A 14266-nucleotide genomic window follows, 5' to 3' on the forward strand; every position below is an offset into this window, starting at 1 on the left:
TTTTACGCCACCTTGCACGTCACCCCGTCCATGGCTTCCAGTGCTCGCAGGAAGGTGTTAGCCGGGAAGACCTTCAGGGTTCGTGCCTGTAAACTGACCTCGATTCGTTCGTCGGGATCAATTACATTGAGCGATAGGGAGCATGTACCTGGATGCGCATTAACCAATTCATTGATCTGACTGATTAACTGGGCATTCACCGAATCCAGCGTTAGAGATACGCGGACTTCCTTGCAGAATTTTTCGCGCATTTCGCTCAATAGCCGGATGGTGATGGGTTTGAACTCCAGATTCTCGGAATTCCAGCGGTTCTGCGTTTTACCTGTAATGTGCAGAAACCGCCCGACTTCAATATACTGGCCAAGCCGAACGTAATCATCGCCAAAAAGGGCCATCTCGATGGAGGTACTGTAATCCTCAATCTTGAAGATACAGAAGGGATTACCGTTTTTGGCAATTTTCGTTTGCAGGGCCGATACAATACCCGCCACTTTAATTTCGGGAGCCTTGACTTCGTAAATTTTGTCGAGTGTGCAATTGCAAAACCCTTCCAGTTCGAGTTTGAATTCATCCAGCGGGTGGCCGGTGATATAGAACCCAACCACATCTTTCTCGAATTTCAGCTTTTCGATCTGATTCCATTCAGGTACTACTGGCGGTTTAGGGCGGGGTAACATGGGTCCGCCACCTGTTAAAGCGCCAAATAGTGATTGCTGGGCTGCGGCTTTCTCAGCGTGGTAATTGTTGGCGTAACGGATAATTTTCTCCAGATACGCACTGGTTTCCCCGACCGGAATCTCGAAATACTGCGCCCGATGGTATTCATCTAAGGCATCGAACGCTCCCGCATAAGCGAGCGATTCGAGGGTTTTCTTGTTGACAGTGCGGAGATTGACCCGAATGGCGAAATCGAAAATATCTTTAAACGATCCGCCGGCTTTGCGTTCTTCGATGATGGCTTCTACTGCCGCATCGCCAGCCCCTTTAATACCGCCGAGGCCAAACCGGATTTCTCCCTTTTTGTTTACGCCAAATACCCGCTCGGATTCGTTTACGTCGGGGCCAAGTACGGGGATGCCAATATTCTTACACTCTTCGAGGAAGAAGGTAATTTTTTCGATGTTGCCCAGACAGCTCGTCAAGACGGCCGCCATGTACTCGGCTTTGTAATATGTCTTGAGGTAAGCGGTTTGATAAGCTACGAAAGCGTAACAGGTCGAGTGCGACTTATTGAACGCGTACGAAGCAAAGGCCTCCCAGTCGGTCCAGACTTTTTCGCACGTTTTAAGAGGAAGCTTATTGGCTCCGCAGCCGTCCATAAACTTACTCTTCATCTTATCGAGTGTGGCCCGGTCCTTCTTCCCCATGGCTTTCCGCAGCACGTCGGCATCGCCTTTGGTGAAGTTGGCCAATTTCTGCGACAGCAACATGATCTGCTCCTGATAAGTCGCAATCCCGAAGGTTTCGGCCAGGTACTCCTCCATTTCAGGAAGGTCATAAACAACCTGCTCGCGGCCATGCTTCCGGTTGATAAACGTCGGAATGTACTGAATCGGGCCAGGGCGATACAGGGCGTTCATCGCAATGAGGTCCTCAAAACGGTCAGGCTTGAGATCCTTCATGTATTTCTTCATTCCGTCGGATTCGAACTGGAAAATGGCGTTAGTTTCGCCCCGCTGGAACAGTTCGTACACTTTTGGATCGTCGAGTGGAATGTCGTCAATGTCAGTTTCTACTCCGTTGATGACAAAGCCGCCATAGTTTTGCCTGATAAGCCGCAGGCATTCTTTGATGATGGTGAGGTTTCTCAGACCCAGAAAGTCCATCTTGATAACCCCCGCATCTTCAATTACTTTCCCCTCATATTGGGTGATAATCAGGTTGGTATCTTTTGATGTTGATACCGGAACGATGTTCGACAGATCATCGGGAGCAATGATGATCCCGGCGGCATGAACGCCCGTGTTTCGTACGGTTCCTTCCAGTCGACGCGCTTGCTGCAATACGTTCTGAACCTTTTCTGTATCGATCAGTTTCATCGACCGACCTACGTTCTGATCACCAGATTCGAGAGCCCGCATCCGCTTCACATTCTCGACCTCTTCAGGCTGAATCACGCTCGCCAATCCGCCCGGCCCGTCTATTGGGTCCTCAAAGATTCGTTTGAGGGTCATGTTGTAGGTCGGCTTGTCGGGAACTAGCTTGGCCAGTGCATTGGCATCGGGAAGGGGTAAGTCCATCACCCGGCCTACGTCCTTGATCGCTGATTTAGCAGCCATCGTACCATAGGTGACAATAGCCGCTACCTGCTGTTTCCCATACTTGTCGACTACATAGTCGATAACCCGTTGCCGACCTTCATCGTCAAAGTCGGTATCGATATCGGGCATCGACTTCCGGTCGGGGTTAAGGAACCGCTCGAACAGCAAGTCGTATTTGATCGGGTCGATGTTCGTAATACCGATGCAATAGGCCACGGCACTCCCAGCCGCACTCCCCCGGCCTGGACCGACCATTACCCCCAGATCGCGACCGGCTTTAATGAAGTCCGATACGATGAGAAAGTAACCGGCAAATCCCATCGTTTTGATGGTGAACAGCTCAAAGTCAAGGCGTTCCTGGACATGGCTTTCAATTTCGCCATATCGCTTTCGGGCCCCTTCGTAGGTTAAGTGTTTGAGGTATTCCCACTGGTTGGCCACATCATCGGCATGGAGCTGAAACTCCTGCGGAATCGGGAAGTTGGGCAGCAGAATATCCCGCTTGAGTTTCAGGATCTCGACCTTATCGACAATCTCGTTGGTATTGTCGATGGCTTCGGGCAGATCATGAAACAACGTACTCATCTCCTGGGTATTCTTGAAATAGAATTGATCGGAGAAGAACGCAAAGCGGGTGTTTTTAGGCATAGCCTCGTCGTCGTTGAATTCCTTCATCGACGGCGTACTCTGTTTTTCACCCGTATTCACGCACAGCAGAATATCGTGGGCCACCCAATCGTCGCGGTCTACATAGTGCGAATCGTTCGACGCAATGATCTTGACGTTGTATTTTCGGGCAAACTTGACCAGTACCTCGTTGGCTTTGATCTGATCAGGAATTTCGTGACGTTGTAATTCGACGTAATAGTCTTCGCCGAAGCGATCGAGCCACCACTTGAATTCGGCTTCACCCGCTTCTTCCCCTTTTTTCAGGATCGTTTTCGGTACGATGGCCCCAATGCAACAGGTGGTGGCAATGAGCCCTTCTTTATACTGATCAATCAGCGCCTTGGTTACGCGAGGATATTTACCATAGAGACCCTCCATATAGCCCAGCGAGCAGAGTTTTACCAGATTTTTGTAGCCCTGTGGACTCTTCGCCAATAACAACTGGTGATAGCGAATATCTTTTTGCTCTTTGGTAAACTGTTTGCGCGTATGGTCGTCCACTACATAAAACTCACACCCGACGATTGGTTTGATGCCCTGCTTACTGGCTTCAGCCACAAACTCGAACACCCCAAACATATTGCCGTGGTCGGTGATGGCTACCGCAGGCATGTTGTCGGCTTTTGCCTTCTTGATCAGCTTTTTAATGTCGGCCTGACCGTCGAGCAGGGAGTATTGGGTATGGCAGTGGAGATGGGAGAATTGCATAGTTGAATAGCACCGGCAACCCGGCGGGATTTATCAAATTTAAGGATAAACTGATTTTGTTCCTTTGGTAAAAATAGGCAATCTGACGGGGAGAGTGACGAAGAAACGTAAGGATTTTTGGGCAGGTTCTGATAAGCGTCTGATTCTGATAAGCGTTCTTGTCAAATTATACTAAAGAGCGAACAGCTTGTAGGACTTTGTCTTTCACTTGCGACCATGTGATGGCTTTTACGGTAACAGGGTCTGCCTGTGGCTCTGCATCGTCAAAATAGGTGAGTGAACGAATCACATAGCCGGGGTCGCTATTCGGATATTTAGCTACAAAAAACTGGAGAATATCCGTCAAAGCAAAGTGGTTAAGCAGTTCGGCTATATCCCAAAAATCCTTTTTTGCTCCCCGCCCACTAACTGCCCCTAACTTCATGGCAATAACATCTTCAACCGACCAGAAACGTATGCCTTCATCGAATGTAAAAGGTTTAAGCAATGGATAACGATGAGCCAGAAGATCAACTTTAACGCCTTCTATAAATAAACTGAGCGTATTACGGCCTTCATCCGTTTTAATCAAGGTAGGGAATACGGCTAATAGCTCATCAAAAATCTCTTGTTCAGGAAAAGACTGGTTTGTAAATAAGTCAATGTCAATGGACAGACGATGGCCGAATTGTAAAGCTAAATTTGTACCACCAGCCAAAGCAAACTGCTCGAGAAAGGGCAGGCTCATAAGCCGCTTTAGTAATTCCAGGGTATCTGGCTCGACTGTTGACGGGTGTAGCATCGGAACTGTTGGGGGTTGAGATCAAAAATAGCGCAGCAGAATGATAGCGACTTCTTCTTTAAATAGGCAGCTTGCATCACCTCTGTTTTTACTCGTTCATGACCGTAATAGCGCAGGATTTCAAGGATATCAGCCCAGAGTCCGTAGTTCATGACCTTTTCAATAATAAACCGGGCATTGGTTTCATACTCCAGTTTCTTTATATCCACATCCCAAAAAGCAGTGGGGGAGAGGTTGGGAGGAATGGTCATTGTGGAAATGTTTTATCTAGAACCTCTTGGGCTTTTTTCAGGTTTTCTAATGTCTCTTGAAAGTCAAGAAGGCCGTTTCGTTTCTGTCGATAATCACCATCCCAACGCATAACGGTCATATATCGGCCATTGCCCATACGCTTAGGTCGTTCGACTCGAATACTATTGAGCTGAATAGCTGCGGCCATTAATTTCTGGAATGCTTTTTCACGAGCCATTGAGCGCTTTGTTTCGTCATTGACTTCAATCTTGAAACATAGAGAATTGTTCTCTAACTGTAAATATGGTGTGTATAATTCGTTTTGAAGAGGTTTAAAATACCACCAGAAGCCGAAAAAGCCCCCGGCTGGATTTGCTACGTAATTCCAATTGGCTCTGTCATCTTCGCCAATAGTATAAAATTGCTCGCGGCTATTATATATCTGCATGAAGAAACCTCGCCAATCATTGTCGCTCCAATCAGACAGACTTGTGTTTGAATATTGATTAACAGCATATTCCATGTTTTCCAAGTGGGAAAGGAAATCGCAGTAAATGGCGTTTTTAATCGTTGACTTACCTACTTGTAAAAGCTCTAAAAATTCTTTTCGTAGGTACGTTTTATACTGTCCTACGTCAAATTTTGACTGATAACCAGTTTTGAAATAAATGGGTATTATCTGCTCTACAGTATAATCCTTTTTTGCATTATCATAATAACGACCCAATTGACCTGAATGGTGGTCAGTATGAGTCTTATCTTCAATCAAAATGGCCAGTTTTTCATAGCTATTGTCCTTATTGATTTCAATGAGTATATCTAATTTTTCAACCTGACGTAGTACCGTAACTGTTTGAATCTTTTCCAGAGTGTAATTTGTCTTATGCTTATGAATGAGAGAGAGTAGGAATTCACGAGCGATTTGATGTAGCTCAAAGCCTCCAAATATTGGATCAGCCCAAGCAGCTAACCAACAAATAAATGCGTCCTGCGATAGTTCACTGGTTGCGTAGGAAAATAAATTAGGTTGAGTTTGGTGGGACATGATTGAAATATATAATTGAGGGTTTAAGTTTCGTAAAGGATTACCCAAAGTACCTATTTTTACATACAATCTCTATGTACCTTTCAGCAAGCACTTTGGTATTCATCTGCATTCGTAAAACACAAGGGCTAGCTATCTCACCCTACAACCATTATGATAAGCTACCCGAAAGTGCAGGATGGCTGATTCAGTAAGGCTGTGCATCTTGCAGCTTGAAAAGCCGTAGGTCGTACGGACAGAACAGATTCGTTATGAAAAAACTACTGGTTGTACTCGCCTTTACCCTTATCGGAAGTACACGGAATGTGGCTCAAACACCCGGCAAAGAAGCTTTTCCTGACGGGACCGTAATAAGCAACTGGTTCAGGACGGTAAAAAAAGTATCCATTGCGCAGCTTGGAAAAGCGTATGTGATTACAGACTATGGCGTAAAATCGGACAGTACGCTGGTTCAGACCGGCGCGATTCAGAAGGCTATCGATGCAGCCGCTCAACGGGGAGGAGGGGTGGTGGTGATACCGAAGGGAACCTTTATGAGTGGAGCGCTCTTCTTCAAACCCAAAACGCACTTGTACGTATCCGAGGGGGCGGTTCTGAAAGGGTCCAACAACATTGACGACTATCCGAAACTGCCATCCCGAATGGAAGGGCAAAGCCTGGATTATTTTGCCGCTCTAGTCAATGCCTATCAGGTCAATGGCTTTACCATCGCTGGAAAAGGCAAAATTGATGGCAATGGATTGCGGTTCTGGGAGGCTTTCTGGGACAGACGCAAAGAAAACCCGAACTGCACCAATCTGGAAGTGTCGCGTCCTCGGTTGGTATTTATCTGGAAATGTAATAACGTACAGGTGCAGGATGTCAAGCTGCACAATGCAGGTTTCTGGACGAGCCATTACTACCAGTGCCAGAACGTGAAAGTGTTAAATGCTCATATTTATTCGCCCTACAAGCCTGTAAAAGCCCCAAGTACCGATGCGATTGACATTGATGCCTGTACGAATGTGCTCATCAAAGACTGTTATATGTCGGTAAACGATGATGCGATTGCGCTCAAAGGGGGCAAAGGCCCCTGGGCCGACCAGGTACCAAACAATGGCGCTAATACCAACATTATCATTGAAGATTGTGAGTTTGGATTTTGCCATTCGGCCCTGACCTGCGGCAGTGAGGCCATTCACAACCGGAACATCCTCATGCGCAACTGCCATGTCCGTGAAGCCAGTCGGGTGTTGTGGCTTAAGATGCGGCCCGATACGCCACAGCTTTATGAATACATCACCGTAGAAAATATAAAAGGGCAGGCCCATAGTCTGCTGTATGCAAAACCCTGGACACAGTTTTTTGACTTACAGGGCCGTAAAGACATACCAATCTCGTATTCCGATCACATAACCCTCAAAAATATCGAGCTGACGTGTGATACGTTTTTTGATGTGGCGATCTCCGAAAACGACAAACTGACCAACTTTACTTTTGAAAATGTCAACGTAGAAAGTAAAAATACCGCCATCGACAAACGCCTTGTCTGGGGCTTTACACTCAAAAATGTGCGCGTAAATAATACCCTTGTTGAGTGAAAAGGGCGGCCAGATTATTGTTTCTGTAAGGCCCATACGTAGCAGCCTGTACTGGCTGTGGGGCGTTTCACAAACGCGAACAATTGAGATGGGGCGTCTTTGCCACTGCAGTTGATAGAGACCTGAACAACGAATTTGGGGGCATTTTGGAGTATGGTTTCGGAGATGATAATCCGCTCATTGGACGCGTTTTTATACGTGCTTTTGGTCAGATCATTAGCGAGCGTGTCTTTCTGGACATAAATGTCGTAGATAAGTTGATTGGACGCGTTGCCCTGATACTCAGAAGCGATCAGTAGGGCACCTGGGTAGCCGCTCTCGCAGGGAGCCTTGGCTACCAAGGTTGCAGGTGGTTGGCACACAGCCATTTGCGGATCGTTCGCCGACTTCCGGCAATTCGTAAACAGGGTGCTTACCAGAAAAAGCGTGATGGATAGGGCCGTTTTCATCGTTGTACAGATGGTTTTAATAAGATAACGCTGATCGTATAAAAATGTCTATTGAAACGGTCTACAGTGGCCCATTCATTCTTAGTGATCGTTGATACACGTGGGCTATAATCTTAAAATTGTCCGTAAATTCACACTTTTTAGGCCTGTTTATACCTAAAAAACATGGCACAGCGTTTGATAGAAAAGCTGTGAACAAACCCATCACTATAATTTTATTATCATGGCTACTCGCTACGCCGTTCGATCCTTTTGCACTACGTTAATAGCCTTATTCGCTATTGGTTTTCTGGCCACATCCTGTAAAAAAAATGGAGGTACTGACGTGGTTGATCCCCGCGATCAATACCAGGGGGTGTATACGGGAAACTACCGATCAACCCTGTACATAAATAATACGCTGCCTGCCGGTGATCCTGAAGTCGGGACTGTACAGGTTACCGTATCTAAAGCACAGGAAGCCAATCAGGTTACGCTGGATATGCTCTTCAATGGGGCTACTAAACAGACCCTTACGGCCGAATTGACCAATGATACGTTTACGATTGTGAATAAAACCAGTGAACCGCTTGCCTTTGGTGGTAAAACCTACGACGCTCAATATGTAGCGCAGGGGCAGTTTGTGGTAAAAGAGAAAACGTTTACGTTGAATACAACAGCCGAAACCGTTCAACTCGGAGTGACGCTCACCAAACGAGGAGACGTTACGGGCACCATGAAATGATTGGAGCCATCGGATACCCGATTACAAACCGGCCAATGGCCGGTTTTTTTATGCAGCTCGGGGAAGACGGTAGAATCGCCGGGGGGGATCCTTTGAAGGGAAACGAACCAATCCGTTTTAACCGATCGACTATTCGCTATGAAATACATTTTAAGTTTTTGTTTAGCAGTTTGTTTCCATTGCCTATGGGCACAAGCCCCCGTAGCGCCATCGGCTGCTGCGACTACCTCAACGACTACCAAAGCCGTATCGGCTGATGAAAAGGCCGTTATCGATACTGAAAAGAAACGGTTTACGGCCCAGATCGATAAGGATATGACGGTTCTGGATCGTGTACTAGCCAATGATTTGGTTTATAACCACTCAAGCGGTGCCTCGGATACCAAAGCTTCATTTGTTGAGTCGATTCGGAGTGGAAAAACGGTTTACCGCGCCATTGACATAGAAGAACAAAACGCACGCATTTACGGCAACACGGCCGTTATTAATGGTGTATGTTTGCTCAAAGCCACCAGCAATGGCAATGAAATCAATAATCACCTCCGTTATCTATCCGTCTACGTAAAAAAAGGCGGGCAGTGGCAAATGGTTGCCTGGCAGTCGCTTCGACTGGCTAACTAGTCTGAACCGGGATTTATGTGATTTAACTGACTGACTTTGATTATGCCTTCTTCGAAGGCTGTTAGAAAAATCAAAGTCAGTCAGTTAAATCACATAAATCCCGGTTCAGACTCTAAGAAACTCCCTTAACTCCGTAGCATCCTGTGGATTCATACGCCCGGCCAGAACCAGCCGGAGCTGCCGTCGGCGGAGCGCACTTTCATAGCGGGATTTCTCATCATCGGTTTCAGGAATTACAGCGGGTACTTCGATGGGGCGGCCGCTCTGGTCGACAGCTACGAAGGTATAAAACGCGCTGTTGGTGCTGACTCGAATCCCGGCTGGAATGTCTTCGGCCCATACTTCGATAAATACCTCCATCGACGAACTGAAAGCACGGGTCACCTGCGCTTTCATGGTAACGATATTGCCCAGTCGGATCGGTTCCGAAAACGAAACGTTATCGACCGAAGCCGTCACCACAATACGATTGGAATGCTTTTGAGCCGCAATGGCTGCGGCAATGTCCATGAAGTGTAGCAGCCGCCCGCCCATCAGATTGTTTAAGGTATTGGTATCATTGGGCAAAACCATTTCGGTCATCACCGTCAAGGATTCGCGGGCAAATTTTGGTTGAGGCATTTTCTGTAGTCGTTAGTCATTAGAAGCGAGGAGTGAGGAGCGAGAATGGCTCACGCACAAAACCTGTTGATGCGTCAGCCATTCTTACTCCTCGCTTCTGTAGTACAAAGCAATTATAAAACGGTTATAATCAATAACTGGCTACCAAACAAAACTAGTGGATTGTCGTTCTTTGAATACGAATACCCTGTTTTGATCATATTCACCAATTCCAAATCAATCATGCGCATGCAACGGCAGGCACCCTTTCTGCGAAGCTGGGGCTTATTAGGCACCTTCACCATCGTTCTGACCATTTTCTTTTCATCCTGCAAAAAAGACGACAGCAACCCTCCGACGCTTTCGACCATCAATGAATTGATAAGTACGGGCAGTCAGTTTACCTTGCTGAAAGCGGCTGTTGCCAAGGCTGGGTTTGATGCTACGCTGAATCAGGCCGGAACCTATACCGTATTTGCGCCTACCGATGCCGCCTTTAAATTGCTGGGATACAGTGATGTCAATGCCATTAACGCTGCTCCGACAGACCTGATAAAAACCATTCTTCAATACCACGTACTCAACACCCGACTAGCCTCCGCCGATCTGCCGGTAGGCATAAATTCACCACAACAAACGCTGTCTGGCGCACCTGTCTATATTTCGAAAGTAACGTCGGCCTCTTCGACTACCACATCCGTCACATCTAGTACGATTTCGGTTAATGGAGCGCATATTTTGCAGGCCGACGGCCAGGCCAGTAACGGGGTGGTTTATGCCATTGATCGGGTGTTGATACCACCTGCTTTTGGTAATGTTGTGGCCACGATTCAGAATATTCCACTCCTGATTCCTTCGGCGTCGTTTAAATTGCTTCAGGCTGCGGTGGCCAAAACGGGGGCCGTGAGTTCGTTGACAGCCACTGGGCCGATCACTGTTTTCGCGCCTACCGATGCCGCCTTCAAAGCGGTTGGCTTTGATTCGGCCGCTATTGCGAAGGCTACCGTTCCGGCCCTGACCAATATTCTGAGTTATCATCTGATCGGTGGTCGCACCTATACACCGCTGATCACCAACGGTTCCAGCCTGTCAACTTTGCAGGGTGGGACGATTACGGCTGGTATCAGCACAACGGCCTTGACCGTAACGGGTAAAGGAAATGGAGGCACGGCATCCAATATTACGGGGCCCGATATTACCGCTACCAACGGTGTAGTGCATATCATCGACCGATTGTTATTACCTCAGTAATGCCTTGTTACAGCCTTCCGATAGGCTGTTCGCGTTATGAAATGAGCCGCTCAATTTGGGCGGCTCGTTTGCTTTTGGCGGAATCAAAATCCGCCGGAAGGTGTTTTATGAGTACGTAATTTCTCGCCTGAATTCATCAATTTGTTTACTCGAAAGCGCGTGATTATCCGTAAGACTTTCGACCTTTGGTGAATTGATTTGTGATCCCTGTCGAATGGCCAAACCACAGAAAAAACTCTTTTTATTAGACGCGCTGGCATTGATTTACCGCGCTCATTTTGCCTTTAATAAAGCACCCCGGATTTCGTCGAGGGGTGTCAATACCTCCGCTGTGTTCGGCTTTATGAACGCCATGATCGAGGTACTAACCAAAGAAAAACCTACCCATATCGGTGTCGCCTTCGATTCGGCCAAAAAGACCTTCCGGCATGAGCAGTTTCCGTTGTATAAGGCCACCCGTCAGTCGCAGCCAGAGGATATTAGTGTAGCCATGCCGTATATCAAACGGATCGTGGAGGCCATGCATATCCCGATTCTGATTCTGGAGGGGTACGAAGCCGACGATATTATCGGTACCATTGCCAAAAAGGCGGCACTGGCCGATTTCGAGGTATACATGATGACGCCCGATAAAGACTACGGCCAGTTGGTCGAGGAGCATATTCATATTTACAAGCCTGCTTTCATGGGAAAACCAGCCGAAAAGCTGGGTGTGCAGGACGTGCTGGACCGATGGCAGATCGAACGGATCGAGCAGGTGACGGATATGCTCGGCCTTATGGGTGATTCGGTCGATAATATTCCCGGTATTCCAGGCATTGGCGAGAAAACAGCGCAGAAGCTTATTGCCGATTTCGGATCGATTGAAAACCTGATTGCCAACGCCGATCAACTGAAAGGTAAACAAAAAGAAAACGTTGTCAACTTTGCCCAGCAAGGCTTGCTGTCGAAACAACTCGCTACCATTCATCTGGACGTTCCTGTCGACTTCGATGAGGACAAGCTCCGACATACGGAATACGACAAACCGAAATTGTCGGCTTTGCTTGATGAGCTGGAATTCCGGCAGATGAAAACCCGGTTGCTGGGAGGGGATTACGATGAAAAACCGTTACCTGCTGCCTTCAAAGCCACTGGGAACCCGGGTCAGATGAATCTGTTCGATTCACCGGACCGCCCTGCGTTTCTGCCGTTTCCTAATATGAGTGCGGTAAATCCATCGGGAGCGGATGATTTGCCGTTTGATTTTGATAGTAAAACCACATCGGATCTACCCAAACAGGAGAAGGGAAGACGAACGTCGGTTAAGGTGCCGGTCGCATCAGGCTCAGAAGCTACACCAGCCAAGGTTACCGAGACCATTACGACGGATGATAAGCCCGGTGCGGAGGTGACGGAAGAACCCGCCTATCTGGATGTGTATCCCGACTACGAACTGGATGAGAATCAACCCGAACGCCGAAAAACGATTCTGTCGGTCAAACACGATTACCGATTAGTCGATACTCCTGAGCTACGGGCCAGTCTGGTACATTATTTAAGTCTTCAGGAAAGCATCTGTTTCGATTCGGAAACGACCGCTATCGACCCTGTGGAGGCCGACCTGGTTGGGTTATCTTTTGCCTACCGCACAGGTGAGGCTTTCTATGTACCCGTACCCGAAGATCGGGCCGAAGCCCAGGCTATTGTCGATCAGTTTAAACCAGTTCTAGAGAACCCAGCTATCGGCAAGATTGGGCAAAACCTGAAATATGACCTGCTGATGCTGAAAAAGTACGGTGTGGACGTACAGGGTAAACTGTTCGATACCATGATTGCCCACTACCTCATCGAGCCCGAAATGCGCCATAACATGGACATGATGGCGATGACGTACCTGAACTATAGCCCGGTCGAGATCGAATCGCTGATTGGCAAAAAAGGTAAAGGCCAGCTTACCATGCGGGAAGTAGACGTCCAGAAAGTGGTTGATTATGCCGCTGAAGATGCCGACATTACCCTGCAACTGAAAGAAACCTTTGCCCCCCGGCTTGAAAAAGACAACCTGCATAAGCTGTTCGATCAGGTCGAAATGCCACTCGTTCGGGTGCTGACCGATCTGGAACTGGAAGGCGTAACGATTGATACCAATGCCCTGGCCGACCTGTCGGCAACGCTGGAAACGGATATGCGGCAGGTGCAGCAGGAAATCTTCGATATTGCCGGTGATCCGTTTAATATTGGGTCGCCGAAACAGTTGGGCGAAGTCCTGTTTGAGAAGCTGAAGCTCGATAAGAACGCTAAAAAAACTAAAACAGGCCAGTACGCTACGGGCGAAGAAATCCTGTCGAAGCTGGAAGTGGAACACGAGATTGCCCGGAAGATTCTGGACTATCGCGAACTGATCAAGCTCAAAAATACCTACGTCGATGTGTTGCCGACCTTGATTAGCAAACGGACTGGCCGAATACATACCTCCTTTAACCAGGCAGTAGCGGCCACGGGGCGCTTATCGTCAGTGAACCCGAACCTGCAAAACATCCCAATCCGTACGCCACGTGGACAGGAAATTCGAAAGGCGTTTGTGCCGCGTGGACCGGAGTTTCTGATTATGTCGGCCGACTATTCGCAGATTGAATTGCGGATCATGGCGGCTTTCAGTGGTGATAAGACCATGCTGGATGCGTTCAACAATGGTGTTGATATTCACACCCAAACGGCCAGTAAGGTCTTCCATGTAGGTTTAGACGAGGTGACGAGCGACATGCGCCGGAAGGCCAAAACGATCAACTTCGGGATTATTTACGGTATTTCGTCGTTCGGTCTGTCGCAACGGTTAAAGATTCCGCGCAAAGAAGCGGCTCAGATCATCGAAGAGTATTTTGCGGGTTTTCCGGCCGTCAAGGATTACATCGATCAGTGCATCGAAAAAGCACGCGGATTCGGTTATGCCGAAACGATTCTGGGGCGTCGACGGTACCTGCGCGATATTAATTCCCGCAACCAGACCGACCGGATGTTTGCCGAACGAAATGCCGTCAATGCGCCCATTCAGGGAAGTGCTGCCGATATGCTCAAGATAGCCATGATTCGGATTCACGAGTTTATGCTACAGGAGCGCCTAAAATCCAAAATGATCCTAACTGTTCATGACGAATTGGTATTCGATGCCCACCGCGACGAAATCGACCTGCTCCGTGTGCACGTTGACGACATCATGAAAAACGCCATCCCTATGGCTGTTCGGATGGAAACCGGCATCGGCGTAGGTGAAAACTGGCTGCTGGCACACTAGCTATTGCTTTAACGAAAACAAAACCTGCTTTAATCTCTGTGTTAGAGCAGGTTTTTTATTGCCGAAAAATAA

Annotated in this window: 11 protein-coding genes; 5 read left to right on the forward strand and 6 right to left on the reverse strand. The window is 47.8% G+C overall.

Going from position 1 to position 14266, the window contains the following annotated elements:
• Positions 1 to 2: 2 nt before the first annotated feature.
• The 4 genes from dnaE to B153_RS0102630 all read right to left on the reverse strand — a co-directional run bounded on the left by dnaE (position 3) and on the right by B153_RS0102630 (position 5695).
• Positions 3 to 3638 (reverse strand): DNA polymerase III subunit alpha, encoded by a 3636-nt coding sequence (dnaE, locus tag B153_RS0102615; protein WP_020595108.1) that lies wholly within the window; start codon positions 3636 to 3638, stop codon positions 3 to 5.
• Between the two features lie 166 nt (positions 3639 to 3804).
• Positions 3805 to 4365, reverse strand: coding sequence for a nucleotidyl transferase AbiEii/AbiGii toxin family protein (locus tag B153_RS0102620; protein WP_020595109.1), 561 nt, complete (start codon positions 4363 to 4365; stop codon positions 3805 to 3807).
• 8 nt (positions 4366 to 4373) lie between these two features.
• On the reverse strand, positions 4374 to 4670 hold the full coding sequence (locus B153_RS0102625) for a DUF6922 domain-containing protein (protein ID WP_020595110.1): 297 nt from the start codon (positions 4668 to 4670) through the stop codon (positions 4374 to 4376).
• Positions 4667 to 5695 carry a PD-(D/E)XK nuclease family protein gene (locus B153_RS0102630; RefSeq protein WP_020595111.1) on the reverse strand — a complete coding sequence of 343 codons (1029 nt, stop codon included), beginning with the start codon at positions 5693 to 5695 and terminating at the stop codon, positions 4667 to 4669. The genes B153_RS0102625 and B153_RS0102630 overlap by 4 nt, the downstream gene beginning before the upstream one ends.
• A 251-nt stretch (positions 5696 to 5946) precedes the next feature.
• Here B153_RS0102630 and B153_RS0102635 point away from each other — a divergent pair, with 251 nt between their 5' ends.
• Complete coding sequence (locus B153_RS0102635; protein ID WP_020595112.1) at positions 5947 to 7275, forward strand: rhamnogalacturonidase; 1329 nt, start codon at positions 5947 to 5949, stop codon at positions 7273 to 7275.
• A gap of 14 nt (positions 7276 to 7289) precedes the next feature.
• On the opposite strand, the gene B153_RS0102640 is transcribed toward B153_RS0102635, so the two are convergent.
• Positions 7290 to 7724 (reverse strand): hypothetical protein, encoded by a 435-nt coding sequence (locus B153_RS0102640; RefSeq protein WP_020595113.1) that lies wholly within the window; start codon positions 7722 to 7724, stop codon positions 7290 to 7292.
• 223 nt (positions 7725 to 7947) lie between these two features.
• Here B153_RS0102640 and B153_RS0102645 point away from each other — a divergent pair, with 223 nt between their 5' ends.
• Together B153_RS0102645 and B153_RS0102650 are read left to right on the forward strand one after the other, a co-directional pair.
• Complete coding sequence (locus B153_RS0102645) at positions 7948 to 8448, forward strand: hypothetical protein (protein WP_020595114.1); 501 nt, start codon at positions 7948 to 7950, stop codon at positions 8446 to 8448.
• 138 nt (positions 8449 to 8586) lie between these two features.
• Positions 8587 to 9069, forward strand: coding sequence for a nuclear transport factor 2 family protein (locus tag B153_RS0102650; protein ID WP_020595115.1), 483 nt, complete (start codon positions 8587 to 8589; stop codon positions 9067 to 9069).
• 105 nt (positions 9070 to 9174) lie between these two features.
• Here B153_RS0102650 and B153_RS0102655 read toward each other — a convergent pair whose 3' ends face one another.
• A complete protein-coding gene (locus tag B153_RS0102655; protein WP_020595116.1) occupies positions 9175 to 9690 on the reverse strand; it encodes an acyl-CoA thioesterase in 516 nt (171 codons plus the stop codon).
• Positions 9691 to 9918: 228 nt separating this feature from the next.
• Here B153_RS0102655 and B153_RS0102665 point away from each other — a divergent pair, with 228 nt between their 5' ends.
• Together B153_RS0102665 and polA are read left to right on the forward strand one after the other, a co-directional pair.
• The gene (locus B153_RS0102665; protein ID WP_020595118.1) at positions 9919 to 10920 is read left to right on the forward strand and encodes a fasciclin domain-containing protein; all 1002 of its coding nucleotides are present in this window, start codon (positions 9919 to 9921) and stop codon (positions 10918 to 10920) included.
• Positions 10921 to 11134: 214 nt separating this feature from the next.
• Entirely contained in the window at positions 11135 to 14194 is a 3060-nt protein-coding gene (gene polA, locus B153_RS0102670) for a DNA polymerase I (RefSeq protein WP_020595119.1), read from the forward strand.
• Positions 14195 to 14266 lie beyond the last annotated feature (72 nt).

Origin of the sequence: Spirosoma panaciterrae DSM 21099, from assembly GCF_000374025.1 — a bacterium.
Taxonomy (GTDB): Bacteria; Bacteroidota; Bacteroidia; order Cytophagales; family Spirosomataceae; genus Spirosoma; species Spirosoma panaciterrae.